Here is a 24,204-nt window from a genome sequence, read left to right as displayed (position 1 = left end):
CTGCGGGGCTGCCCGGCTCAGAGCTGAAGCAGGGTCCTGATGTCCGCGAACACCCGGTCGTCGGCGGCGGCGGCTTCCGGGGAGGTCGCATCCTGCTGGACGAAGTTGTGCTCCAGGCCGGGCTCCTGGCGGTGCAGTACGCGCACCCCGGCCTCGGCGAGCCGACGGGCGTAGGCGTTTCCCTCGTCGCGCAGAGCATCGTGCTCGGCGGTCACGATGATCGTGTCCGGCATGCCGTGCAGGTCGGGCGTCAGCAGCGGGCTGGCGGCGGCCCTGTCGGTGGCCTCGGGCGTCCACTGCTCGACGGCCCAGGTGAGGAAGTCGGTGTCCAACGCGTGACCGGAGCCCTCTTCGACGACGCTCGGCTGCGAGAGTGTCAGGTCGGTGTTGGGAAAGAACAGGATCTGCGCGGCGGGCAGCTGCTCGCCCGCGTCCCGCAGCCGAAGGCAGGCCATGGTTGCCAGGTAGCCACCGGCGCTGTCGCCGGCGACCGCGGCGGGCCGGGCCCAGCGCAGCGCCGCGACCACGTCGTCGATGGCGGCGGGATAGCGGTGTTCGGGCGCGCGCCGGTAGTCGACGGCCAGCACCTCCACGTCACAGGCGTCGGCGAGGCGCCGGCAGAGGCGGTCATGGGTGTCAAGGTCACCCAGGACGAAGCCACCGCCGTGCGCGAACACCACCTGCGGCCGCGCCCGCTCCGCCGGGCGGTAGTGGCGCAGCCGCAGACCGTTCGGCCCCTCGACGTCTTCCACGCTGGTCAGTTCCGGACCGCGGGGACGGTCGGCGGCTCGCCGGCGTGAGCCTTCGCGGAGTTCGGACGCATCAAAGGGAGCCATGAGCCTCTCATTCCGTCGACGACTGATCGGTGATCAGATGACCGGCGCGCCCGGGTTCGCCGCGTCGACGGGGCGGACCTCAAGGTCGGCACGGCGACAGCCGCAGCCGCCGTCGGGCCGGCCCGCCAGGAAGGACCGAAGGCGATGCCAAGGGCGGCTCAGTACTCTAACGCCCGGTGAACCCGGTGTTCGTGCGAGGCGCGGTAACCCACCGACTTGTCCCCCCGACCGGGTCTCCACCCGGTGCGCGGAGCTGCCGATCGGCCGAAACCCGGCTGGGATCGACCGGCTCGGTGACCTGGTTCCCGGCGCAGGTCACCGAGCCGGTCCGCTGCGTCCGTACGGTCAGCGCGCCGCGGCTGCGGCTCGCGACTTCAGCCGACGCAGCTCCGCCGCGGACATCTGCCAGGTGGAGTTCGTCGCGCCCAGGCCGAGCAGCACCTGGTTGAAGGAGTTCCCGTCGTTGTCGTCGGTGTAGCAGACGCTCACCTCGCCCCACGGCGAAGCGGCGACCACCATCTGGTCCTGCCGACCGGTCGTGGTCTGGCTCAACGCCTGGGCCGGTAGCCGTCCGGTGGTCGTACCGTCCGGATTCAGGCCGCGAGCCCAGACGTCCGGGTCGGCGCCCCCGACCGTCCATCCCACGACGACGTCGTCCTGGTCGTCGATACCGACGCCGGGTGCGGTTGCTCCGGTGCCGGTGGAGACCTGGACCTCGGCGTGCCGTGCGGTGCCGGCGGCGGTGAATGAGCGCTCCCAGACGCCCCGGGTGCCGGTGTGATCGGATTCCCACGCCACCGTGAAGTCACCTGCGAAGTTCGCCGCGACCGAGGCGCGCTGCTGCTGCCCGCCGCTCTGCGCGTTGGCCGTTCGCCGGGACAGCACCACGGGCCCGTTGGATCGCGCCAACCGGGCCAGCCCGATGTTGTACGAGCCGTTCGCGTCGGCATCCTCGTCCCAGACCACGAGCGCCTCGCCGGACCCGGACACCGCCACGTCGGGACGGTGGTGCGTGCCCGTCGTCTGGGACGCCGTCACCTCGTAGGCCTTGGTCGTGGCGGCGGTGAACCCGGCGGCCCGGACGGTGGCAGGGGCGGTTCCCTGTACGTCTTCCCAGACCACGGTGAACCCGACCGCGGCGGCGTTGTTGGGTGCGCCGTCCGGGTCGACGGCCACCTTCGGCCAGATCTGCTGCCCGGCGTCGCTCGCGTTGGCCTGGCCCGAGCCGAGTACCGCGCCGGCGGGCGACACCACCCGGTACTGGATGTTGTAGACGCCGTTGCCGTCGCCGTCGGCCGCCCAGGCCACCACCGCGTTGCCCCGGTCGTCGAGCCCGACATCCGGGCTGATGTGCCGCCAGGCGGCGCCGCTGGTGCCGCCGCCGGACAGTTTCACCTCGTACACCGGCGTGCCGTCGCGGAACATGCGCAGGTAGATCTCGCTGTGCGTGTCGTCCTCGGGGGTGGCGCTGTCCCGGTCGTCCTCCCAGACCACCGCCACCTGGCCGTTGCGGTTCATGGCGACGGCGGACAGGTCCTGGTCGCCGGCGGAGGCGCTGTTCGCCGTGGTCCAGGTGACAGCCTCGGCGCTCATCGCGACGGGCGCGCTGGTGTGTGCCGCAGCGGGGACGACGCCGGCCGCACCGGGTAGCGCCAACACGGGCGCGACGAGCAGCGAGGTCAAGGCAGACATCGACATGTTCTCTCCTCCTAGCCGGCCTGCAGGCCGGGCTGGCCGTCGAGGATGACGAACGAGCGGACCGTGGCAGCCGCCGCGCCGTGTTCGGTCACCGTGTCCACCGCGCGGAAGTCCGCTCGGATCTGGCTGCGGCTGATCGTGGTACGGACGTAGCCGCGGCGGTTCGAGTAGAACTTCAGGTGCGGGTTGGCCGCCGCGTTCGGGATGGTGGTGCCGGCGCTGCCGTTACCGCCCGAGGTGACCGAGGTGCAGACCAGCTCGGTGCCGATCGTGGCCGACGACGGGTTGGCGTAGTCGGCCTTGAGCTCGTTCGCCCAGGAGTTGTGCACGTCGCCGGTGAGGACCACCGGGTTGCGTACACCGCGCTGCTGCCATCCGGTCTGGATCCGGGCGCGGGAGGCACGGTAGCCATCCCAGGCGTCCATGTTCGCCGCCCCGTTCGCGTCGAGCTGGCGGGCGAAGAACACCTGTTGCCCGAGGATGTCCCAGGTGGCGTAGCGCTGCGCCAGCCCGTCGAGCAGCCACGTCTCCTGGGCCGCGCCGGTCAGCGACCGCGCGGCCAGATCGGCGTCCGCGCAGACCTTCCAGCCGTCGCCGCACGCCTGGTCGTCCCGGAACTGCCGGGTGTCGAGCATGTGGAAGGTGGCGAGCTGCCCCCACCGGATACGCCGGTACAGCGGGATGCTGTTGCCGGACGGCGTTGAGGTCGGCCGCAGGGGCATGTTCTCGTAGTAGGCCCGGTACGCCGCGGTGCGCCGGGCGGTCCACTGCGCGGTGGTCAGCACCGGGCTGCTGTCGGCACGGACCATGTTGGCGTAGTTGTTCTCCACCTCGTGGTCGTCCGGCACCACGAGCCAGGGCGCCGCCGCGTGCGCCGCCTGCAGATCCGGGTCGGACTTGTAGAGGGCGTAGCGGCGGCGGTAGTCCGCCAGCGACACGATCTCACCGCCGACGTGCTGTCGTACGGCGGACGTGTTGGTGCCGCCTTCGTAGATGTAGTCGCCGAGGTGCAGGACCAGGCCCGGGCTGTCCTCGGCCAGCCGACGGTAGGCCGTGTAGTAGCCCGACTCGTAGTGGGCACAGGAGGCGAAGGCCATCACCAGGTCGCGGCCGAAGGTGCCCGGCGCCGGGGTGCTACGCGTGCGGCCGACCGGGGAGATGTGGCCCTGGGCCCGGAACCGGTAGTAGTAGTCGGAGTCGGCGGCGAGCCCGCCGGCGACGATGTGCACCGAGTGCGCGTCGGCGTAGCGGGCGACGACGGAGCCGGAGGCGACCAGCGAGGAGAAGCTCGAACTGGTCGACACCTGCCATTCGACTGTCACGTCCGCGTTCGCCATACCGCCCTGCCCGTCGGCGTTCAGCGGCGAGGGCGCCAGTCGGGTCCAGAGGACGACGCTGTCCGGCGCCGGATCACCCGACGCGACACCGAGTTTGAAGGGGTACGGCACCGCGGCTCGGGCACCCGCCGCGGGTGCCAACGCGGCGCCCGCGGCGGACAGTCCACCGAGGACGAACATGCGACGGCTCAGCCTTGTCATGGCCGGTACTTTCGCGACCGTCGATGAACCGCGGACGTTCGCCTCCGGAATCTCAAGTGACGCGCTGCTGTCCGCTCCAAGGCGGTTCGGTGTCCGCCCCAGGAGCCGGCAGCGGCCGTCCCCACCACCGGGTCGAAATTCGATTGCCGAGATCGACGGGTTCCACGAAGGTGGTGCCCATGAGGTACTGACGGACAGCAGCCAAGTCTCCCCGAGGCGCCGTGACACGACCGGCGCCGTACGGTCGTCCGCCCGCTCCCCCTCTCAGCGAAAAGTGAGCGTCCTTGTCTCTGCACGCCTCCCCTTCGGGCCCCCTTCCACCGTCCGCCCCCGCCACCGTCACCGTGTTCGCCTCGCCCGAGAGCTGGATCGAGTCGGATGCGCTCCGGGAGTGCCAGCAGGTGGCCGCGCTCGACGGCATGATCCACGTAGCCGGCATGCCGGACCTGCATCCGGGCAAGGGCGCGCCCATCGGCGCTGCCATGTCGTCCACCGTGCTGTATCCGTTCCTGGTGGGCTCCGACATCGGTTGCGGCATCGCGGTGTTCCCGATCAAACTCAAGCGGGCCGTACCCGAGAAGCTCGCCACCCGGTTTCCCGACCTCGACCAGCCGCTGGACCCGGAGCGGGACGCCGACGACCCGGCCTGGGCGGTGGTGGCGGGCGAGATTCCCGCCGGCCATCTCGACGGTCTCGGGACGGTCGGCCGGGGCAACCACTTCGTCGAGCTGGCGCGGGTCGGTACGGTCTTCGAGCCGGACCACGCGGCCCGTCTCGGGCTCGCCACCGGAGATCTCGTGCTCGTCGTGCACAGCGGCTCCCGCGGGCTCGGCGAGCGGATCCTGCGCGCGCACACCGAGGTCCACGGCGCCGGCCCGGCCGCCGACGTCGCCGCCTACCTGACCTCGCACGACGAGGCCGTGCGGTGGGGATCACTCAACCGGCGACTGCTCGCCGCCCGAGTCGCCCACGCGCTGGGCGCCGAACCCACCGAACCGGTCGTTGACGAGTGCCACAACCTCGTCGAGATCCGCGATGGGCGGTACCTGCACCGCAAGGGCGCGGCGCCGGGTGACGGCCGCGACGTGCTGATCGCCGGCACCCGCGGCACCCCGTCCTACCTGGTGGCCGCGCACGCCGGCCCAGAGGCCAACCACTCGGTGGCCCACGGCGCGGGCCGCAAGATGTCCCGTGCCGACGCGCTGCGCCGCGGCCGGGCCAAGCACACGGTCGAGGAGCTGCGCCGCACCCCGGTCGGCTCGGTGGTGGTGTGCGGTGAACGGCAGCTGCTCTTCGAGGAGGCGCCCTCGGCGTACAAGCGCATCGAGCGGGTCGTCGCCGACCTCGTCGAGCACGACCTGGCCACCCCCGTCGCCACCACCATCCCGCTGGTGACCTACAAGACGCCGGAGCCCGACCCGGCGGCGCGGTCCGACCGCCGGGCCGGCCACCGTGGGCGGCGGCGCGGATGAGCGTCCACCTGCTCCTCTCCGCCGGCCGCGGCCCGCAGGAGTGCGCCTGGGCGCTCACCCGGCTGCTGGGCCGCCTGGAGGCCGACGCCGCCCGGCGGGGCCTGCCGACCCGGCGGGTCGAGACCGTACCCGGCGAGCGACCCGACACCCACCGGTCCGCGTTGATCCGGATCGACGGCGGCGGGGCCGAGGAGTTCGCCGCCTCGTGGACCGGCACGCTGTGCTGGCAGGCACCCAGCCCTTACCGGGCGAGCACCGGTCGCAAGAACTGGTACGTCGTCGCCCGGCCTTGCCGGCTCGACGTCCCGACGACGACGTTCGCGGAGGCAGACGTCGACGTCGTCGCCTGCCGGACCGGTGGCCCGGGCGGCCAGCACCGGAACAAGGCCAGCACGGCCGTACGGGCCACCCACCGCCCCACCGGCCTCGTCGTCGTGGTCGACACCGAGCGCCACTTCAACCTCAACCGTCGCATCGCCATTCAGCGGCTGCGGCAGCGCATCGAGGACGGCGACGAGGCCGACCGGCGTGAGCTGCTCACCGACCGGTGGCGGATCCACGACGAACTCGTACGCGGCAACCCGACCCGCATCGAACGCCCGCTGCCGTCGGGTCAGGACCAGGCCCCGCGGCAGCGACGACGACAGGCCGGCGGCGCCCGCTCACCGCGTTGACGGTCCCGCCCGGCGGTCGTCTTCCGTCCCGCGGGCCATGGCGGCCTGTCCCGGCCCGGCTTCGTGACGCTACAGAGACGGTGGGCCGGGGACCATCTTGCGCACAACCTCTCGCCCCGAGGGAGGAAAGATGGACTCCGTCATCCTGCCCGAACTGCCCACCTACCTCTTCGCCCCCAACCTGGCCGGCGTGCTGTCGTTGGCGCTGACCTTCGTGCTCCCGCTGGTCGCGGCGCTGTTCATGCGTACGTCCTGGTCAGCGTTCCGCAAGGGCCTCGTGCTGCTCCTCGTGTCGGCCGTGAAGACCTTCCTCGAGGCGTGGCTGGTCGCCGTCGAGGCGGACACCGCGTTCAACGTCGCGGAGACGGCGTACGCGGTGGTGGTGAACTTCGGCCTGGCGGTCGTTTTCTACTCCGGGCTGCTGCGGCACACCCCGCTCCAGCAGGCGATCATCGCCCGCGGCCCGGTCAAGGAGCCGCCGTCACCGGCTGAGCCGTTGCCCGGCGACACCGTCGGTGAGCGTCCTGAGCCGGTGCCCTGAGTGGGCGTACGGCACCGGGAACACCAATGGCGCAACTCGTGCTAACGTTCACAATCGTCGATTGATTATCCGGCGCTGCCCGCGCTCGGCGATCGCCCGTCGTCGGCCACACCGCCCGCTGATCAACGTCGGGGGACCCATGTCGAGCAACCGTCCGGCACTCCGGAAACTCTGGTCCCGCACCACCACCGCAGCCCTCGCGCTCGGCGTGCTGGTCGCGACCATGGCCACGATGCCGGTGGCGGCCGCCGCGGCCAGGGCCTCCGGCAGCGGCACGACCAATCCCGTCGTCGCCTGGGACCTGCGGGCGCAGACGGCGATCTGGGACGTCGCGGCGCAGCAGCCGAACGAGCAGGTACGCAGCTTCGCGATGGTGAACGGCGCCGTCTACGACGCGGTGAACGCCATCGCGGGGACGCCGTACCAGCCATACCTGGTCGCGCCGGCGGCCCGGGGCAGCGAGTCGGTGGACGCGGCCGTCGCCGCCGCCGCGCACGGCGTGCTCGCCGCTCTCTTCCCCGCCCAGCAGGAACGGCTCCGGACCGAGTACGACGAAGCGCTCAGCGTGATCCCCGAGGGCCCACCGAAGCAGGGCGGCGTCAGGGTCGGGACCCGGGCCGCCGCCGCGATGGTCGCCGCACGGCAGGACGACGGAGCGTACGGCGACCAGCAGTGGACGGTCGGCGCCGAGCCCGGTGATTGGCGTCCCACGCCGCCGCTGTTCCTGTCCCAGGGGGCATGGACGGGGCACATGCGTCCGTTCCTGCTGCCCCGCGCGTCGCTGTTCCGCACGCCCGGCCCGCCGCCGGTGACCAGCAAGGCGTACGCCCGTGAGGTAGCCGAGGTCGAGCAGGTGGGCGCGGCGTCGAGCACGGTACGCACCCAGGATCAGACCGAGGCCGCGCTCTGGTGGCACGACCGGCGATCCGCCTCCTGGGAGATCAAACGTCAGCTCGCCACCACCCAACGGTTGGACACCCTGCAGACCGCGCGCTTCTTCGCGATGACCGACCTCATCGTGGCCGACTCGGGCGTTGCCTGCTTCAGTCAGAAGGAGTACTGGAGCTACTGGCGTCCGGTCACCGCGATCCAGCAGGCCGGCAGCGACGGCAACCCTCGGACGGCGGCGGACCCGGACTGGACGCCGCTGCTCGTCACACCGCCCTTCCCCGAGTACCCGTCCGGTCACGCCTGCGGCACCGGCGCCCGGATGTCGCTGTACCGGCACTTCTTCGGCACGGACGACGTGACGTTCAGCGGATCCAGCGTGGACTCCGGCACGACCCGGCACTTCACCAGCTTCTCCCAGGCGCTCGACGAGCTCATCGGTGCGCGGGTCTGGGGCGGCGTGCACTTCCGCAGCGCGGACGTCGACGGTGCCGCGCTCGGTGAGGCCGTCTTCCGCTACGCGGTGCGGCACCACTTCCGCCCGGTCGGGTAGCAGTCCGGCGCGCCGGGTCGGGCCTGCCGCTCGTTCCCGGCGCGTCGACGAACCGTGGCGGCGCCGTCGTCAGCCGCGGGTGCGGGTCGGCGGCTCGATGCGCACCCGCACGTCCTCCGGCTGGCTGTCGATGTCGTGCAGCTGAGCGTGGATCGTCTGCCGCAGTTCGTCGTAGTCGGTGAAGTGGTGGTCGTTGAAGAGGGTGTAGCCGGTCCACATCAGGTTGGCGCAGACCCGCGCCGGCACCCGGCCGGTCGCCGCGCCCAGGCCCACCAGCGCCACCGACCTGATGCTGCCCGGGCTCTCGGCGTTCCGCACATGCACGGCCTGGAACGCGGCGGCGCACGCCAGCGCGACGTTCAACGTCTCGCTCACGTTCTGCGCCGACTGCTCCATGGTCGGCGTCGAGATCAGGAACTTCGGGTTGGTCGCCCCGGACGGCACGCACACCGCACTGCCCACCGGCAGCGACCCACCGAACTGGTCACGGATCGCCCGCTGCACACGCAGTTGGATGCCCGCCCCGAGGTGCCGCTTGATGACCGCGTCGACCCCGCCGTCCATCAGCCCTCGAGAGTTCGTCGGGCTGACCCAGGCGTCGACGCGCCGGGTCAGGATCGAACCCTCGTGGATCTCCACCTCCGGGGTGTCGGCGAACGCGGCCTGCCAGGCTTGCACCACCTTCGCGTTGACGTCGGTCAGGACCACCTTGAGCAGCGGTTTCCCGGTTTCGAGGGGCATGGGGGACTCCAAGGTCGAACGGGGGGATCAGCGACGTGGATCAAGATAACGCCCCCCACCGACACAGTGGACGGCGCATGGATGGCGAACGATCAGCTGCCGCGAGAACCGCCCGGGCGTCGGGCTCGTCGGCTGTCGGTGCCGTACGGCACAATGCCCGCGCCGTGATCATCCGTGCCGCGCCGGTACGACCCCCACCCCTCGGAGCCCGACGATGAGCGACACCAACAGTCCCACCCCGTCCGACCCGAACGACCCGCTCGCCCTCGCCGGGCTGTTCACCGGCGGCGGCGAGCCGTGGCTGCCGTTGCTGAAACCGGTCATCGAGGCGCAGCCGGCCGCCGCCACCTTCATCGGTCCGAGCCGCGGCCCGCACGTCGTGCCCGTTCGGGAACTGACCTTCCAGGCGCTCAAGCCCAATCCACCGGAGAAGTGGAAGGTGGTCGTCTTCGGGCAGAACCCGTACCCACGCCCGGAGAGCGCCACCGGCATCGCGATGTTCGACAACACCTTCCACGACTGGTCGGACAGCCAGTTCGGCAGGGTCGTGAGCATCCGCTGCATCATCAAGGCCGCGGCGATGTGGAAGCACGGCATCCCCAAGAAGACGCCGATCGCCGACCTCCGGGCCCTCCTGCGCGAGCACGACGTGGTGCCCCCACCGGAGTGGTTCCAGGCGATGCTCACGCAGGGCGTACTGCTGCTGAACGCGGCGCTGACCGCCAGCAGCGACGGCGCGCTGGCCACGGCGAGTCACACCGCGTTCTGGCAGCCGGTCGTCGAGAAGGTCGTCGAGGAGATCCTGCGCGCCAAACAGAACGCCGACGAGGCCGACCGTGGCGTGGTGTTCGCGTGGTGGGGGGCGCACGCCCGCAACCTGAAGAAGATCGTGCTCCGCCTCGAGAAGAAGTACCCAGCGGTGCAGGTGCGGCACATCGACCACCCCAACCCGGCGGCGCAGGGCGACATCTTCTGCGACGGCGACCACTTCGCCGAGGTGAACGACGCCTTGCGGGCGCTCGGGGCCGACGAGGTCGACTGGTTGCCCAGCGAGGGTTGGAGCGCGGCGGTGGCGCATTCCGGTGGCGCGGACGCGGGCACTGCCGACCGGATGGGCGCGTTCATCGCCTCCACCATGGAGCTGCACAAGCTCTACCTCGACCGGCTCGCCAGCGTCAAGGACGAGGGCCTCGTCCTACCGGCGATCACCGGCGTGTTCGACACCCCGCTGATGGACTTCCGGGAGGCGGTCGCCCCGGTCGCGAAACTCCTGCCCGGGCTCGACTGGCAGGTGACGCAGTCGTACCAGTTCGGCGAGGAGCGCGCCGGAGATGCGGTCGACGGTCTGTCCGCCGACGAGGTCGCCGCGCTGTACCTCTACACGTGCGAGTCGACGTTCTACCGGCAGATCAACGCTGCGCTGCGCGACCCGGACCGCAGCCGGGTCGTGCCGTACCTGCCGTACCTGCGCCTGCTGTTCTCGGCCGTGTCGCGGCTCCCGGTCCGCCGCGAGCCGCTGTGGCGCGGGGTGTCGCTGGACCTGCGGGCCCAGTACCCGCTCGGTCGCACCGTGACGTGGTGGGGCGTCTCGTCCTGCACGGCGAAGCTCGGTGTGGCTCGGGCGTTCCTCGGCGACCGCGGCAAGCGGACGCTGTTCGAGGTGACCCCCGCGCGGGCCGTCGGCATCCGCCGGTTCTCGGCGTTCACCGGTGAGGAGGAGTTCATCCTCGCGCCCGGCACGCAGCTCACGGTGACCGAGGTGAAGGCGGAACGCGGCGGCCTGTGCACGGTACGCCTCACCGAGCTCGCCGAGCAGCGGCTGGTGGCGTGAGCACCGGCGAGGGCGGTCAGCGCGGCGGCTCGCCGGGCCGGTCGGATCCGCTCCGGCGTGCCCGCCGCTGCCGTAGCGCCGCGACCAGCAGTGAGACGCCCATGGCAGCGTTGGCCCCGCGGCGCAGCACGGCACGGACCTTGCCCGGCGGCCGGGCCGGCGGGCCCGGTACGACGACCCGGTCGACACCGGGGTAGGCGAGTTGGGCGGCGGAGGCCGCCTCCTGCTCGGTCGACGCCGCCCGGTTGCCCAGGATCGCGACCCCACCCGGGGCGTCCCGGTAGCGCCAGCGCCACACCTCGCCCTCCGGCCACAGCTCGATCCGCTCGCCGGGGCGGTCCCGGGCCGGCCGCTCCGGCTCGTCCACCTCCGCTGTCTTCCGGGCACGGTGACCGGCGGGCGGCCGGTGCACGTCCCGCGCCTTCGCCAGGTCGGCGCGGGTCAGCTCGCCGAGGCGGGCGGCGTCGCCGTGGCTGAGGGCCCTGGCCAGCAGGAACGCCAGCGTCCCGGTGAGCAACGGCAGGACGAGCACCACGACGCGCAGCACCGAGAGCACGTCGTAGACGGACACCCGCAGCAGCCGGGCGATGATGTCGTCGCCCGCCGCGACGACCAGCACCGCGTAGAAGGTGAGCGCGGCGACTCCGACGCCCATCCGGACCGGATGGTCGCGGGGACGGTCCAGCAGGTGGTGCTGCCGGCGGTCGCGGGTGCGCAGCCGTTCGAGGAACGGCCAGGCGTACAGGGCCAGGAACGTGACGCCGCCGATCACCACGCCGGGAATGAACGGTGACGGCACCAGGTACCCGCCGATGCGCAACTCCCACGCGGGGAAGAGCCGAAGCGCGCCGTCGCCCCAGGTCACATACCAGTCGGGCTGGGCGGGTGAGGTGGCCTCGGCCGGCGAGAACGGGCCGTAGAGCCAGACCGGGTTGATCTGCACCAGCCCGCCGAGCGCGAAGAGCACCGCCACCACCCAGGCGAACAGCGCCAGTGACCGCAGGGTGTAGCTGGGCCAGAACCGGGAGCCGACCACGTTGTGCTCGGTGCGTCCCGGGCCGGGGAACTGGCTGTGCTTCTGCCGTACGACCATCGCCAGGTGCACGCTGATCAGGGCGACCAGCACCGCGGGTACCAGCAGCACGTGGCTGACGAACAGCCGCGGGATCATCTCGTCGGAGGGGAACTCGCCGCCGAGTGCGAGGAACGCCAGCCAGGCTCCGACCACCGGGATCGACTCCACGACCGAGACGATGATCCGCAGTCCCATGCCGGAGAGCAGGTCGTCGGGCATCGAGTAGCCGGTGAAGCCGTTGGCCAGGGCGAGGGTCAGCATGGTGACCCCGACCAGCCAGTTGAGCTCCCGGGGCTTGCGGAACGCGCCGGTGAAGAAGATCCGGATCAGGTGCACGACGATCGCGGCGACGAAGACCACGGCAGCCCAGTGGTGGGTCTGCCGGATCAGCAGCCCTGCCCGGACGTCCCAGCTCAACCGGACCGTGGAGGCGTACGCGGCGGAGGTGGTGCTGCCGTCCAGCGGCGCGTACGAGCCGTGGTAGACCCGGTCGGCGGAGCTGGCCTCGAAGAAGAAGGTGAGGTAGACGCCGGTGAGGATCAGAGCGATGAACGAGTAGAGGGCGATCTCGCCGAGCATGAACGACCAGTGGTCCGGAAAGACCTTCGCGAGTGCCTTCCGGGTGATCGGGGAGAGCCGCAGCCGGTCGTCGACCCCGCGTGCGAGCCGATCGAGGATCATGGCCGGCTCCAGAAGCCGGCGCCGGGCGGCGCGGTGAAGTCCGCGGTGGCGCGCAGGAACCCGTCCGGGCCCACCTCGATCGGCAGACCGGGCAGTGGCCGGGCGGCCGGGCCGGCGACGGGCTCGGCCCCGGCGAACAGGTCGAAGGACGACTGGTGGCAGGGGCAGAGCACCCGGCCGGTCCCGTGCAGGTAGAGCCGGACCGGGCAGCCGGCGTGGGTGCAGAGCAGGGAGTGGACGACCAGCCCGTCGAGGTGACCGCCGGCGGGAGGACGGGTGAAGCGCTCCGGTTGCAGGCGGACCGCGAACGCGGGCGCGTCCCCCGCATCGAGGTCACCCTCGGGGAAGACCGCGACCACCGTCCCGGTGGGTACGTCCGCGGGGCGCAGCGGTCTACCGTCGGCCGTGACCAGCCGGACGCCGGGTCGCCACGGGGTGTCCTTGAGCGCCTCGACCGGGCGGGTGCGGTCCCACGGCAGCAGCGAGCGGAGCGGGAACAGGGCCGCGGCGCCGAGCGCGGTCAACGCGAGCGCGAGCGCACCGAGCAGGCCGCGACGACGGATCGGGCTGTCCGGCGCCGCGAGCGCGTCGCCGGCCATCGCCTGCTCCCCCAGTGGCGGCGTGAGCCCCTCGTGTTCCTCGACGTAGCCGCCGGTCGGCACCAGTCGCCTTCCCCAGATGGCGAGGCCGCTCGCCAGTCCGGCGAAGGCGACGGCGAGGCAGACGCCCTCCCACTGTGTCTGTCCACCGAGGCCGTACGTGACCGCGAAGCCGGTCGCGCCGGCGGCGCTGACCAGGAAGGAGCACACGATACGGCGGTTCACCCCTGGCGGGGCGGGCGTCACCGGCGGGCGCCTGCTCATTCCTCCGCCCTTTTGCCCAGCCAGCGGGCCGCCGCGACGAGCAGCCCGAGGGTGGCGATCCAGGCGACCAGACCCTCGACGAGCGGGCCGAGCCGGCCCAGCGGGTTTCCGCCCCGGTCCAGCCGCTCGCCCTGCAGCCGCCGCACGTACGTGGTGAGGTCGTCGACCTGCTGATCGGTGAGCACCTGGCTGGGAAACACCGGCATGAGCCCGGGCCCGACCCGCACCGCCTCGGCGATCTGCACGGCCGAGGCCTCGTACAGGGGTGGGGCGTCGCGGCCGTCGGTCAGTGCCGCGCCCGCGCCGGTGGCGCCGTGACAGGGCGCGCAGTTGGCGGCGAAGATCTCCCGCCCGGCCGGGAGGTCGCCGGGGACGACCCGGGGGACTTGCGGCCCGCCCCCGCCGAAGCTCGCCACGTGGTCGACCAGCGCGGCGATCTCGTCGGCCGAGAAGACCGGCTCGTCGCGTCGGGGCTGCGGCATCTCGTCCGGGATGGGCATCCGGCCGGTGCCGACCTGGAAGTCCACCGAGGCGGGGCCGACGCCGACCAGGGAGGGGCCGCGTTGACTGCCCTGGCCCTGCTCGCCGTGGCAGCTCGCGCAGTGCTGCCGGTACAGCTCCGCGCCACGCTGCCCGGCGGGCGCGGCGGAGGCGGGCGCGGCGGAGGCGGACGCCGCGGAGGGGGACGCCGCGGAGGGGGACGCGGCCGTCGGTGTCGAGTCGGGATCGGGCTGGGCGGCCAACGGCGCCGGCCCGGCGGCGAGCACCAGAGCCGTTCCGACGGCGAGGATCCGGCGGGGCCGGTGCCGTTGCGCCGCACCGATCGAGGCGTGCTGCTGCATCCGGTCAGTCCAGGGTGTAGAGATAGGCGGCGATGTCCTGCGCGTCGATCGGGGTGACGCCGAGATCCGGCATGGCGGTTCCCGGCTCGACAGCCTGCGGGTCGGCGATCCAGTGCTGAAGGTTGTCGGCGTTGTTCACCAGCTCCCCAGCGATGTACGAGCGCGCGCCGAACCGGGTCAGCGGCGGCCCGACCAGCCCGTCGGCGCGGTCGATGCCGGGAATGGTGTGGCAGGAGCCGCAGCCGTACTGGGTGATCAGGGCGGCTCCGCGGTCCGGTTGACCGGCACGGATCTCCGGGGGCGGCGGGCGGTCGGCGCGAGCGCAGGAGGTGACGGCGAGCACCGCCACCGGCACCAGCAGGGCGAGCCACCGGGCACGCGGGGGTTTGGTCATCGCAGCACTCCCTCGGTTCGGGCTGCGGCCGCGGGCCCGGCCGGCTCGGTCGGACCCACTGCGTCCGGATGTTGCCGCTGCAGCCGCAGCAGCCAGCGCAGGAACACCGTCAACGCCGCGACGAGGACGGCCACGTCCATCGGCGCCCACATGAGCAGGCCGGCGAGCTGCTGGTCGGCGAGTGGCTCGGGGCCGAGCGCCCGGAGCGGGTAGACCGGCCGTGGCGCGAACGTGAGGACGGCGCCCAGCGCGGAGGCCGGCAGCATCGTTGCGACCAGCAGCAGCATCGCGACAGGTCCGGGCAGCCGGTGCCGGGTCACGCCGAGGATCGGCGCCCAGAGCAGCCAGGATCCGGCGACGAAACAGACGTGTTCCAGGGCGTGCACGACGGGCCGGTCCAGCGCCGCGACGTACGGCGCTGGCAGATGCCAGACCCACAGCACCAGCGTCTGCACCGCGCCGGCCACCACTGCGGTGTTCACCGGCCGGCGCAGCCAGCGGGTGCCGCGGGCGGACCGGAGCCGGGCCAGCCGTCGGCGCAGCCGGACCGGGCAGGCCAGGCTGAGCGGCAACCCGGCGGCACCGGCGGCGAGCAGCGGGCCGGCCACCAGCAGCAGCACCATGTGCTGGGTCATGTGGCCCGCGAAGGACCGCTGCGCCAACCCGGCCAGCGGACCGCTGTCGGCGGCGAGCACGACCAGCACGCCACCGCCGAAGGCGACGACCCGCCAGCCCGGCAGCACCTCCCCGGCCCCCCGACGCGCCCACAACTCGTGGACACCCCGGCCGTAGCCGGCGGCCAGCAGGGCGACTGCCACGGCGAGCAGGATGGTGAGCAGCCCGGCCTGGACGGAGCCGGCCGCGTTCATCGCTGGCATGGCGGGAACACCAGCAACGCGACGCCACCCAGCAGGATGATGGCCAGGAACAGCAGGTTCGCCCAGAGGCCGAGGGCGGCGAGCAGCCGGGTGCGGCCGAGGGTCCCTTCGGCGATCCCGTCGGATCGGGTGTGGGCGGTCCGTCGCCAGGCGAGCGCGGCGGCGAGGAGCGCTCCGACGGTGGCGAGCGCCGGCACGACCACGGCGAGCGCGACGACCACCCGCAGCGGTACCGCCCCGATGCGATCCGAGCCGCTGGCGCAGGTGAGTTCGTCGATGCCCCAGGCCAGCATCAGGTGGATCGCCCACGCGAGCGCGCCGCCCAGCACCGCGTACCAGAGCAGCAGCCCACCGGCGAGGCGGGTACGCGGGCCGGGTTGCGCGCTCACGTCACAGCCTCGGCGAGAGGTAGATGGTGAACAGGATGGCGGCCCAGACCGCGTCGACGAAGTGCCAGTAGATGGCGGCGTTGCGGACCCGGTCGTGGCGGTGGGCGCCGAAGCTGCCGCCGCGCAGGGCGGCGGCGAGCAGCCAGCTCAGCATGGTGAGCCCGATGAGCACGTGCAGGCCGTGGAATCCGGTGATGACGAAGAAGAGCGAGCCGTAGGCGTTCGTGGTGAGGGTGAACTCGTGGAACAGTTCGGCGTACTCGGTGGCCTGCAGGACCAGGAAGGTGGTTCCGAGCAGGATGGTGGCGACCAGGCCGTACCGCAGCCGCCGGCGGGAGCCGCGGCGGATGCCGCGATCCGCCCAGATCATCGGCAGGCTGCTGGGCAACAGCACGGCGGTCATCACCAACGGGCGTAGCAGCTTGGGTTGCGCGATGCCGCCGGGTGGCCATTCGCCGCCGTGCTGGAAGCGCAGGTAGAAGTAGCTGCCGAGCAGGCACGCGAACAGGGTCGCCTCGGTGGTGACGAACATGACCATGCCCCACCACCCGGTGGAGCGGCCGACCGGCAGTTCGGTGGTCAGCGCCTCGGTGCTGGTGGCCGCGGCGAGGTTGCGACTGCTCATCCGGGCCACTCCCCGCGATCGGTGCCGGCACGTGGCTCACCCGCGCGGTGCCCGCTCATCGGGCCACCCCCAGTTCCTCTTCGGGACGCCGCGGCGGCCACAGCCACCAAGCGATGATCACGGCCACCGCGACGGCCGCCGCCACGGCGAACGGGTACCAGGCGAACAGCATCGCGGTGAAGAACACGAGCATGGCCAGGGCGAGCAGCAGTGGTTGCAGGGACGCCTCGGGCATCTCCACCACGCGTTCGCGGCGGCCGTCGAGTTCGCTGGTGAACAACGTCCGGCGGCCGTCGGCGAGGATCCGGTCCGGGGTGGCATCCTCGGCCATGGAGGACCGGCTCGGCTGGTCCCAGGTGGGGTGCAGGCTGTGCACCTGCGGCAGGACCGGGAAGTTGTACGGTCTCGGCGGTGACTCGGTGGACCATTCCAGGGTGTCGCCGCACCACGGGTCGGGTGGTGCGGGACGGCCACGACGGATGGCGTGCACCACGCCGATCAGCACGAGCAGCAGGCCGACGGCCAGGATGTACGCCCCGATGGTGCTCACCATGTTCCACACGTCCCAGCCGGGCTCGTCGCGGTAGGTGTAGACCCGGCGGGGCATGCCGAACAGGCCGGATAGGTGCATCGGGAAGAAGGCGACCTGCATGCCCGTGAAGAACAGCCAGAACGCCCACTTGCCGAGCCCTTCGTGGTACATCCGTCCGGTCATCTTCGGCAGCCAGTAGTAGATGGCGGCGAGGATCGGGAACACCGCGCCGCCGATGAGCACGTAGTGGAAGTGGGCGACCACGAAGTACGAGTCGGTGACCTGCTGGTCGAAGGCGGTCAGCGCGAACATGGCGCCGGTGAGACCGCCGAGCACGAAGGTCACGATGAACCCGACGAGGAACAGCAGCGGCACCCGCACGACCAGGCGGCCGAGCATCATGGTAGCCAGCCAGGCGAATATCTGGATGCCCGAGGGGATCGTGATGATCGTGCTGGCGGCGCTGAAGAAGCTGTAGGACAGGTGCGGCAGGCCGGTGGCGAACATGTGGTGCACCCAGACGCCGAACGAGATGATCGCGATGGACACGATGGCGAGCACGATCAGGACGTAGCCGACCACGCCGCGGCGGGTGAAGGCGGGCAGCACCGCCGAGACGATCCCGAGCGCCGGCATGACGATGATGTACACGTCCGGGTGGCCGAAGATCCAGAACAGGTGCTGCCAGAGCAGCACGTTGCCGGCGGCCTCCGGGTCGAAGAAGTGGGTGCCGAACCGGCGGTCGAGGAAGAGCATGGCGTTGTCGAGATTCAGCGCCGGCAACGCGAAGATCACCATGAAGGCGGTCGCGACGATCGCCCAGACGAAGAGCGGGACGCGGTTGAGGGACATGCCGGGCGCCCGCAGCTTGAGCGCGGTGACGATGAAGTTGATCGAGCCCGCGGTGGTGGCGATGCCGAGGAAGAGCAATCCCAGGGTGTACACGTCCATGTGCAGCCCAGGGGTGTTCCGGTCGTCGGTCAACGGCACGTACGCGAACCACCCCCCGTTGGGCGCCGCGCCGAAGGGCAGACTCGCCCACATGAACAGCCCGGCGAAGAGGAACACCCAGTAGCCGAACGCGTTCAACTTCGGGAACGCCATGTCCCGCGAACCGATCATCAGCGGGACGAGGTAGTTGCCGAAGCCGAACAACATCGGGGTGGCGAACAGGAAGATCATCGCCGTGCCGTGCATGGTGAACAGCTGGTTGTACTCCTCCGGGGAGAGCAGGTTCGACTCGGGCCGGGCGAGCTGGGTGCGCATGGCCAGCGCGCTTGTCCCGGCCAGGACGAAGAACAGCGAGGCGGTGACCAGGTAGCGCCGCCCGATCCGCTTGTGGTCGACCGTGCTGAACCAGGAGCGCAGCGAGGCCCGCTCCCCCCAGTGCGCTTCGAGGCGGGCCAGGTCCTCCTGGCCGGCGCCGGGTGACGGCGCGGTGGTCGTGGACATGTCCTACCTCCCGCTCTACTCGAGTGACCGCAGGTAGGCGATGAGGTCGGGCAGTCGTTGCGCGTCGACCGGTTGCGGCGGCATGTAGCTGCCGGGCTTGACGGTCTGCGGGTTCACGATCCACCCGCCCAGGTGTCCGGCGTCGTTGGGCACGGCACCGGCGCCGATGCTCCAGCGCGAGCCGACGTCGGACAGGTCCGGCCCGACCCGGGCGTCGGCGCCGGTGCCGCGGATCGCGTGACAGCCGGCGCAACTGCCCTGGACGAAGGCCTGCTGCCCGCGCCGCTCCGCTTCGGTAGTCGGTTGGCGCGCCGGCGCCGCGAGGCGGGCCAACCAGGCCTCGAACTGTGAGCGCGGTTCGGCGATCACCTGGAGCGCCATGTGCGCGTGCTGGGTACCGCAGTACTCGGCGCACTGCCCGCGGTAGGTGCCCGCCCGCTCGGCGTGCAGCCAGGTCTCACGCATCTCGCCCGCGATCAGGTCGGTCTTCGGCATCAGTTGCGGCACCCAGAAGCTGTGCAGGACGTCCGCTGTGCGCAGCCGCACCCGGACCCGTTCCCCGACCGGAATGTGCAGCTCGTTCGCGGTGGCGCCGTCGATGCCCGGCACTCGTACCTCCCACCACCACTTGTGGCCGGTGACCTCGATGGTGGGTGCGTCCCGTCCGGGTCCGGCGCCGAGCGCGGCCAGGTCGCGGAGCCCGAGGGCGTAGACCACCACCAGGATCACCAGCGGCACCCCGGCGCCGGCGATCGCGACGAACCGAAGCGGTTGACCGTGCCGCACCCGGGTGTCGCGGCCCCGGCGGAACACCAGCGCCCACACCAGGAGCACCATGACCTCGGCGAAGACCGCTGCGGAGATCCAGAAGAGGACCCACCACAGGTCGGCGATCCGGGCGGCGCCCGTACCGCCCGGGTCGAGCGTGGAGGGCGAGCCGCCCGAACATCCGGCGAGTGTCAGCACTGCGGCGACCACCAGCGCCGGGCCGACGCGCCGGCTCGGCCGGCGTCGCCCGGGATGCTCGAGGTCGTGCGCTCTGTCCACCGGCACCGACCCTAATCAGCTCATCCCCTCTTACGCCTCATATAGGCAAATACGATGAATAGACCATTTGCCCGGAATAGAGTCGGCACGCAGGAACGGGGCAAGCGCCGACGGCGCGGACAGGGAGATCATGCGAGCGACCACCGTGGACCTCGCCCTCGACACTCGCGGCGGAGCTGCCGGCCGGCGCACGCTGGCGTGGACGGGCGGCGGGCTGTCCGCGGCCGCAGCTCTCGCCGGTGGGTTCCTGGCCCCGGCCGACGCCGCGCAGGGTCCGGCACAACGACTCATGTACCTGCACGTGCCGGCCGCGTGGGTGGCGTACCTCGCGTTCGGAGTCGTGCTGGCGGCCAGCGTGGCGTACCTGATCGGCGCCGACCCGCGCTGGGACCACTTCGCCCGGGCCGGCGCCGAGATCGGTGTCGTGCTGACCGCCCTCGCCATCGGCACCGGGTCCTACTGGGGGCACCTGGTCTGGGGCACCTGGTGGGCCTGGGATCCCCGGTTGGTCAGCACGGCGCTCCTGCTGCTGACCTACACCGGCTACCTGGCGCTGCGAAGGATGCTGACCGAACACACCGGCGGCCACGACGGAGACCGTGCGGTGGCCCGGCCGGCGGCCGTGCTCGGCGTGGCCGGCTTCCTGCTGGTCCCCGTGGTGCACTTCTCGGTGCTCTGGTGGCGGTCGCTGCACCAGCAGGCCACGATGCTCGCCCCGGAACGCCCGCCGATCGATCCACGGATGGGCCTCGCGCTGCTGCTCGCCGTGGCGGCGGCCAGCGTCGTCGCGCTCTGCGTCCTGCTACACCGGGTGGTCCGGCTGGAACGCCGGCGGTCCGTGCCGGCGGCCGCGCCCGCCGACCCGGCCCGGCGCGCCCCGGCCCGGGTCGGATGATCCGGCGACCCGGCCGAATCGCGCTGATCGGCGTGCTGCTCGCCGGTGGGGGCCTGCTGGTCACCAGCGCCTTACAGGACACCCTCACCTACTACCGGACGCCGGGCGAGGTGCTGGCCGATCCGGAGGTGGCGCGGGAGCGCGTACGGCTCGGCGGCGATGTGGTGCCCGGCTCGCTGCGTCGCGAGGGCGACCTGGTGGTGTTCAACTTGGCCGAGGCGGGACACGAGATCATGGTGTACCAGCGCGGTGTCCCACCGGAGACGTTCCGCGAGGGTGAGAGCGCCGTCGTCGAAGGCCACCTCTCCACCGACGGCGTGTTTCGCGCGGACCACGTGGAGGTCCGGCACGGCAACGAGTACCGGCCGGCCGAGGCGGAGTCGTCGGATGCTCGGTGACCTGGGCACCGCCAGCCTGACCGCCGGGCTGATCAGCGCCTCGCTCACCGTTCCGCTCTGGCTGCGGGTCGCGCTGCTCGGCAGATCCGCGCGGCAGGCGCGGGTGGCCACCGGGGTGACCCTGCTGGCCGCCGCCCTGGCGTGCGCGGTGCTGGAGACGGCCCTGCTCCGACACGACTTCAGCGTCCGCTTCGTCGCCGAGAACGGCGGGCGGCACGTGTCCGGCTACGACACGGTCACCAGTCTCTGGTCGGCACTCGACGGTTCGCTGCTGCTGTGGTTGCTGGTGCTCTGCGGATACGCCGCGCTGCTGGCCCGCCGGCGACACCCGCCCCGGCTGCACGCGTACGCGATGGCGGTCGTCGGCGTGGTGACGACGTTCTTCTTCGCCCTGTCGGCGCTCGCGGCGAACCCGTTCCGGTCGGTGCACCCGGCGCCGGTCGACGGCCCCGGACCGAACCCCCTGCTCCAGCAGCACCCGGCGATGGGCGTGCACCCGCCCCTGCTCTACCTCGGCTACCTCGGCCTGGTCGTGCCGTTCGCCCTCGCCCTGGCCGCCCCGCTGGCCGGGCCCGAAGGCCGGGACTGGCTCCGCATCGCCCGCCCGTGGACCCTGGCCGCCTGGTCGGCGCTGACCGCCGGGATCGCGATGGGCGCCTGGTGGTCGTACGCGGTGCTCGGCTGGGGTGGCTACTGGGCGTGGGACCCGGTGGAGAACGCCTCCCTGATGCCCTGGCTGACCGCGACTGCATTCCTGCACACCATGCTGTCGGGTGCCCTCCGGCGTGCTCGGTGGAATTCCGTCCTCGCCTGCGCCAGCTTCCTGCTGGTGCTGCTGGGCACGTTCCTCACCCGCTCCGGCGCGGTCGCCAGCGTGCACGCGTTCACCGAATCCCCACTCGGCCCGCTGCTGCTCGGTCTCGTGCTGCTGGCGGTCCTGGCATCGACGCTGCTCGCCGGCCGGCGCGACCCGTTGCCGCCCGCTCCGGGCCGCACTCCCCTGCTGTCCCGCGCCACGGCCGTCCTGGTCAACGGCGTGCTGCTGGTGACGATCGCCGCGGTCGTGCTGATCGGCACCGTCCTCCCACTGCTCACCGAGCCGCTGACCGGTGCCCGCTCGAGCGTCGGTCCCGGCTACTACCACCGCACGGCGGTCCCGCTGGCGATCGTGGTGCTTCTGCTCGCCGGAGTCGCCCCGGCCGTGCGGCGGGCCGGTGACCGGGCGGCGGCCCGGCAGCTGGTACTGCCCGCGGTCGCCGGGTCGGTGACCGCGGCGGCGGTGGGCCTGCTCAGCCGGCCGGGTGTGCCCGCACTTGTCGCGTTCGGGGCGGCGGCGTTCACCCTGACCGGTCTGGCCGGACAACTCGGATCGCTCTTGCGCCGCCGCCGGGGCGCGCGGACGGTACGCCTGGCGGCCCTGCTGGCGCACGCCGGCCTCGCACTGGTCGCGCTGGGCGTCGCGGGATCCTCGGCGTACGGCCGGGCCCAGGAGCGGACCGTGCGCACCGGAGAGGTGGTACGGGTGTCGGACGTGTCGGTACGGCTGCTGGCGGTCGAGCGGTCGGCGGGCAACGGGCGGATGGCGGTGCAGGCCCGGCTGGCACTGACCGGCGACGGCGCCGAGCACAGCGTCGCTCCGCGACTCTGGTACGACACCGCGCGGGACACCGCGGTCACCGTTCCGTGGATAGCCACGGGCCTTCGGCGTGACACCTACGTCACGCTGCTCTCCGTCGCGGCGGACGGCAGCACCGCGACAGTGCGGCTCGCGGTGAACCCGCTGGTGGGCGTCCTCTGGTGCGGCGCGGCGCTGATCGTCGGCGGTGGACTCCTGGGGTTCGCCACGAGCGTGCGGCGGATCCGGCGGCGGACACCACCGTCGGCTCCGGCCGCCCCGCCCGCCGCCGTGCAGGTCACGGCATGACGGCCGGCCGACTGCGCCGGCTGCCGGTCGGCAGGGCGACCGTGCTGCTGCTGGTGGTCGCGGTCGCCGTCGTGCTGGCGGCCGGGCTGCACACCGGCACGGCCCCGCCCAGCGGAGCGGCCGGCGGCCCGACCTCGGCGCCGGCGCTGGACGGCGCCACGCTCGACGGCGGACGGTTCGACCTCACCGAGGCACGCGGAGAGGTGGTCCTGGTGAACGTCTTCGCCTCCTGGTGCGGGCCGTGCCGCGACGAGCTGCCGCTGCTCGCCGACACCGCGCGTCGCTGGTCCCCGCACGGGCTGCGGGTCGTCGGGCTGAACCTGCGCGACGGACCGGAGGCGGTGCGGACGCTGCTGGCCGAGACCGGGACGACGGGCCTCACCGTGCTGCCGGACCCGGACGGCACCCAGGCCGTCAGGTGGGGCGTACGCGGAGTCCCCGAGACCTTCGTGGTGGACCGGGACGGGCGGATCGTCGCCCGTCAGCAGGGAGTGGTCACCCGGCGCTGGCTCGATCAGCGGGTGGCACCGCTGCTGGAGCCGGCATGAGCTGGCGGCGGCTGCTCGGCGCGCTGGTGGTCGCGGCACTGGTCGCCGCAGCGGTCGCGGGACTGCTCCGCTCGTCGGCGCCGGCCCGGGACGCCGACCCGGTCCGCACGGTGACGCAAGGGCTGCGCTGCCCGGCCTGCCAGGGCGAGTCGGTGGCCGACTCGCAGTCGCCGATCGCTGCGGCGATGCGAGAGGCGGTGGCCGAGCAACTGGCCCAGGGACGCAGCCCGGCGGAGATTCGCCGTTGGTTCGTCGAGCGCTACGGCGACGACGTGCTCGCCGATCCGCCGGCCCGGGGGCTGTCGCTGCTGCTCTGGGCCGTACCGGCGCTGGCTCTGCTGGGCGCCGGCGCCGCCGCCGTACGCACGCTGCGTCCGTCGCGGCACCGGCGACCCGTCGCGGCCGCGGCCGGCCGCGCTCGGGGCGGCACGGCCGCCCAACGTGTCTGGTGGGTGTCCTGCGCCGGGGTGATGGTGCTGGTGGCCGCGGTGGCGCTCGCCGCCGACCGCCTGGACGACGCGCAGCCGCAGGGGCGCCCTGCGGACCCGGTCGCCGTCACCCTCCAGCTGGCCCGCGATCTTGAGCGTGACCAGCGGTACGACGCCGCCGCCGAGCTGTACCGGGAGGCGTTGCGGGACCGCCCGGACGACGGCGTTCAACTCCGGCTCGCCTTCGCGCTGCTACGCGCGGGCGACGCCGCCGGTGCGGAACGGACGGTACGGGAGGTACTGGCGCGCTCGCCCGACTCGCCGGACGGGCTGCTGGTGCTCGGGCTCGCGCAACGCAGCACCCGCCCGGGGGACGCGCCGGAAACGCTGCGCCGGTTCCTCGCCGTGGCGCCGCGCCATCCGGCTGCCCCGGAGATCCGGCGGCTGCTCGGCGCCTGACC

The 24,204-nt window shown here is 72.5% G+C and carries 23 protein-coding genes; 10 read left to right on the top strand and 13 right to left on the bottom strand.

The window, feature by feature from the left end:
• Positions 1–17 precede the first annotated feature (17 nt).
• The 3 genes from BXA10_RS17945 to BXA10_RS17935 form a co-directional block, all read right to left on the bottom strand.
• The gene (locus BXA10_RS17945; protein WP_084752947.1) at positions 18–836 is read right to left on the bottom strand and encodes an alpha/beta hydrolase; all 819 of its coding nucleotides are present in this window, start codon (positions 834–836) and stop codon (positions 18–20) included.
• Between the two features lie 345 nt (positions 837–1,181).
• Positions 1,182–2,534, bottom strand: coding sequence for a hypothetical protein (locus tag BXA10_RS17940; RefSeq protein WP_245828300.1), 1,353 nt, complete (start codon positions 2,532–2,534; stop codon positions 1,182–1,184).
• 11 nt (positions 2,535–2,545) lie between these two features.
• Positions 2,546–4,072: an alkaline phosphatase D family protein gene (locus BXA10_RS17935; protein WP_076471540.1), complete on the bottom strand. Its 1,527-nt coding sequence runs from the start codon at positions 4,070–4,072 to the stop codon at positions 2,546–2,548.
• Between the two features lie 290 nt (positions 4,073–4,362).
• Here BXA10_RS17935 and BXA10_RS17930 point away from each other — a divergent pair, with 290 nt between their 5' ends.
• The 4 genes from BXA10_RS17930 (at position 4,363) to BXA10_RS17915 (ending at position 8,200) form a co-directional block, all read left to right on the top strand.
• Positions 4,363–5,544 (top strand): RNA ligase RtcB family protein, encoded by a 1,182-nt coding sequence (locus BXA10_RS17930; protein ID WP_425436087.1) that lies wholly within the window; start codon positions 4,363–4,365, stop codon positions 5,542–5,544.
• Positions 5,541–6,218 (top strand): peptide chain release factor H, encoded by a 678-nt coding sequence (gene prfH / locus BXA10_RS17925; RefSeq protein ID WP_076471538.1) that lies wholly within the window; start codon positions 5,541–5,543, stop codon positions 6,216–6,218. The genes BXA10_RS17930 and prfH overlap by 4 nt, the downstream gene beginning before the upstream one ends.
• 130 nt (positions 6,219–6,348) lie before the next feature.
• Positions 6,349–6,759, top strand: coding sequence for a hypothetical protein (locus BXA10_RS17920; RefSeq protein ID WP_076471537.1), 411 nt, complete (start codon positions 6,349–6,351; stop codon positions 6,757–6,759).
• A gap of 139 nt (positions 6,760–6,898) precedes the next feature.
• Positions 6,899–8,200, top strand: a complete 1,302-nt coding sequence (locus BXA10_RS17915; protein WP_217696793.1) for a vanadium-dependent haloperoxidase — start codon at positions 6,899–6,901, stop codon at positions 8,198–8,200.
• 69 nt (positions 8,201–8,269) lie between these two features.
• Here BXA10_RS17915 and BXA10_RS17910 read toward each other — a convergent pair whose 3' ends face one another.
• Positions 8,270–8,941, bottom strand: a complete 672-nt coding sequence (locus BXA10_RS17910) for a macro domain-containing protein (protein WP_076471536.1) — start codon at positions 8,939–8,941, stop codon at positions 8,270–8,272.
• A gap of 214 nt (positions 8,942–9,155) precedes the next feature.
• On the opposite strand from BXA10_RS17910, the gene BXA10_RS17905 reads away from it, so the two are divergent.
• Entirely contained in the window at positions 9,156–10,772 is a 1,617-nt protein-coding gene (locus BXA10_RS17905; RefSeq protein WP_076471535.1) for an ADP-ribosyltransferase domain-containing protein, read from the top strand.
• Positions 10,773–10,788: 16 nt separating this feature from the next.
• Here the strand turns inward: BXA10_RS17905 and qcrB are convergent, their stop codons facing one another.
• Genes qcrB through coxB form a run of 9 tightly spaced genes read right to left on the bottom strand, consistent with a single transcriptional unit; the run spans position 10,789 to position 19,550 of the window.
• The gene (gene qcrB / locus BXA10_RS17900; RefSeq protein WP_076471534.1) at positions 10,789–12,528 is read right to left on the bottom strand and encodes a cytochrome bc1 complex cytochrome b subunit; all 1,740 of its coding nucleotides are present in this window, start codon (positions 12,526–12,528) and stop codon (positions 10,789–10,791) included.
• Positions 12,525–13,391 (bottom strand): QcrA and Rieske domain-containing protein, encoded by an 867-nt coding sequence (locus BXA10_RS17895; protein WP_084752945.1) that lies wholly within the window; start codon positions 13,389–13,391, stop codon positions 12,525–12,527. Before BXA10_RS17895 ends, qcrB begins: the two co-directional genes overlap by 4 nt.
• Positions 13,388–14,233, bottom strand: a complete 846-nt coding sequence (gene qcrC / locus BXA10_RS17890; RefSeq protein WP_076471532.1) for a cytochrome bc1 complex diheme cytochrome c subunit — start codon at positions 14,231–14,233, stop codon at positions 13,388–13,390. The genes BXA10_RS17895 and qcrC overlap by 4 nt, the downstream gene beginning before the upstream one ends.
• A gap of 4 nt (positions 14,234–14,237) precedes the next feature.
• On the bottom strand, positions 14,238–14,627 hold the full coding sequence (locus tag BXA10_RS17885) for a c-type cytochrome (protein WP_076471531.1): 390 nt from the start codon (positions 14,625–14,627) through the stop codon (positions 14,238–14,240).
• Positions 14,624–15,505, bottom strand: coding sequence for a cytochrome c oxidase assembly protein (locus tag BXA10_RS17880; RefSeq protein WP_084752942.1), 882 nt, complete (start codon positions 15,503–15,505; stop codon positions 14,624–14,626). Before BXA10_RS17880 ends, BXA10_RS17885 begins: the two co-directional genes overlap by 4 nt.
• The gene (locus BXA10_RS17875; protein WP_076471529.1) at positions 15,493–15,894 is read right to left on the bottom strand and encodes a hypothetical protein; all 402 of its coding nucleotides are present in this window, start codon (positions 15,892–15,894) and stop codon (positions 15,493–15,495) included. The genes BXA10_RS17880 and BXA10_RS17875 overlap by 13 nt, the downstream gene beginning before the upstream one ends.
• A 1-nt stretch (position 15,895) precedes the next feature.
• Positions 15,896–16,519, bottom strand: a complete 624-nt coding sequence (locus BXA10_RS17870) for a cytochrome c oxidase subunit 3 (RefSeq protein WP_076471665.1) — start codon at positions 16,517–16,519, stop codon at positions 15,896–15,898.
• A 55-nt stretch (positions 16,520–16,574) separates the two neighbouring features.
• The gene (gene ctaD / locus BXA10_RS17865; RefSeq protein WP_076471528.1) at positions 16,575–18,503 is read right to left on the bottom strand and encodes a cytochrome c oxidase subunit I; all 1,929 of its coding nucleotides are present in this window, start codon (positions 18,501–18,503) and stop codon (positions 16,575–16,577) included.
• A 15-nt stretch (positions 18,504–18,518) separates the two neighbouring features.
• The gene (gene coxB, locus BXA10_RS17860) at positions 18,519–19,550 is read right to left on the bottom strand and encodes a cytochrome c oxidase subunit II (RefSeq protein WP_175649236.1); all 1,032 of its coding nucleotides are present in this window, start codon (positions 19,548–19,550) and stop codon (positions 18,519–18,521) included.
• A gap of 130 nt (positions 19,551–19,680) precedes the next feature.
• On the opposite strand from coxB, the gene ccsA reads away from it, so the two are divergent.
• Genes ccsA through BXA10_RS17835 form a run of 5 tightly spaced genes read left to right on the top strand, consistent with a single transcriptional unit; the run spans position 19,681 to position 24,202 of the window.
• Positions 19,681–20,445: a cytochrome c biogenesis protein CcsA gene (ccsA, locus tag BXA10_RS17855; protein WP_076471526.1), complete on the top strand. Its 765-nt coding sequence runs from the start codon at positions 19,681–19,683 to the stop codon at positions 20,443–20,445.
• Positions 20,442–20,843, top strand: a complete 402-nt coding sequence (locus BXA10_RS17850) for a cytochrome c maturation protein CcmE (RefSeq protein ID WP_076471525.1) — start codon at positions 20,442–20,444, stop codon at positions 20,841–20,843. The genes ccsA and BXA10_RS17850 overlap by 4 nt, the downstream gene beginning before the upstream one ends.
• Complete coding sequence (locus BXA10_RS17845; protein WP_084752932.1) at positions 20,833–22,767, top strand: cytochrome c-type biogenesis CcmF C-terminal domain-containing protein; 1,935 nt, start codon at positions 20,833–20,835, stop codon at positions 22,765–22,767. Before BXA10_RS17850 ends, BXA10_RS17845 begins: the two co-directional genes overlap by 11 nt.
• On the top strand, positions 22,764–23,315 hold the full coding sequence (locus BXA10_RS17840) for a TlpA family protein disulfide reductase (RefSeq protein ID WP_076471524.1): 552 nt from the start codon (positions 22,764–22,766) through the stop codon (positions 23,313–23,315). The genes BXA10_RS17845 and BXA10_RS17840 overlap by 4 nt, the downstream gene beginning before the upstream one ends.
• Positions 23,312–24,202 carry a cytochrome c-type biogenesis protein CcmH gene (locus BXA10_RS17835; protein WP_076471523.1) on the top strand — a complete coding sequence of 297 codons (891 nt, stop codon included), beginning with the start codon at positions 23,312–23,314 and terminating at the stop codon, positions 24,200–24,202. The genes BXA10_RS17840 and BXA10_RS17835 overlap by 4 nt, the downstream gene beginning before the upstream one ends.
• Positions 24,203–24,204 lie beyond the last annotated feature (2 nt).

The organism is Micromonospora avicenniae (assembly GCF_900156065.1).
Classification (GTDB): domain Bacteria; phylum Actinomycetota; class Actinomycetes; order Mycobacteriales; family Micromonosporaceae; genus Micromonospora; species Micromonospora avicenniae.
The sequence above is the reverse complement of the archived record's forward strand: the minus strand, read 5'-3'. Positions and strand labels throughout refer to the sequence as shown.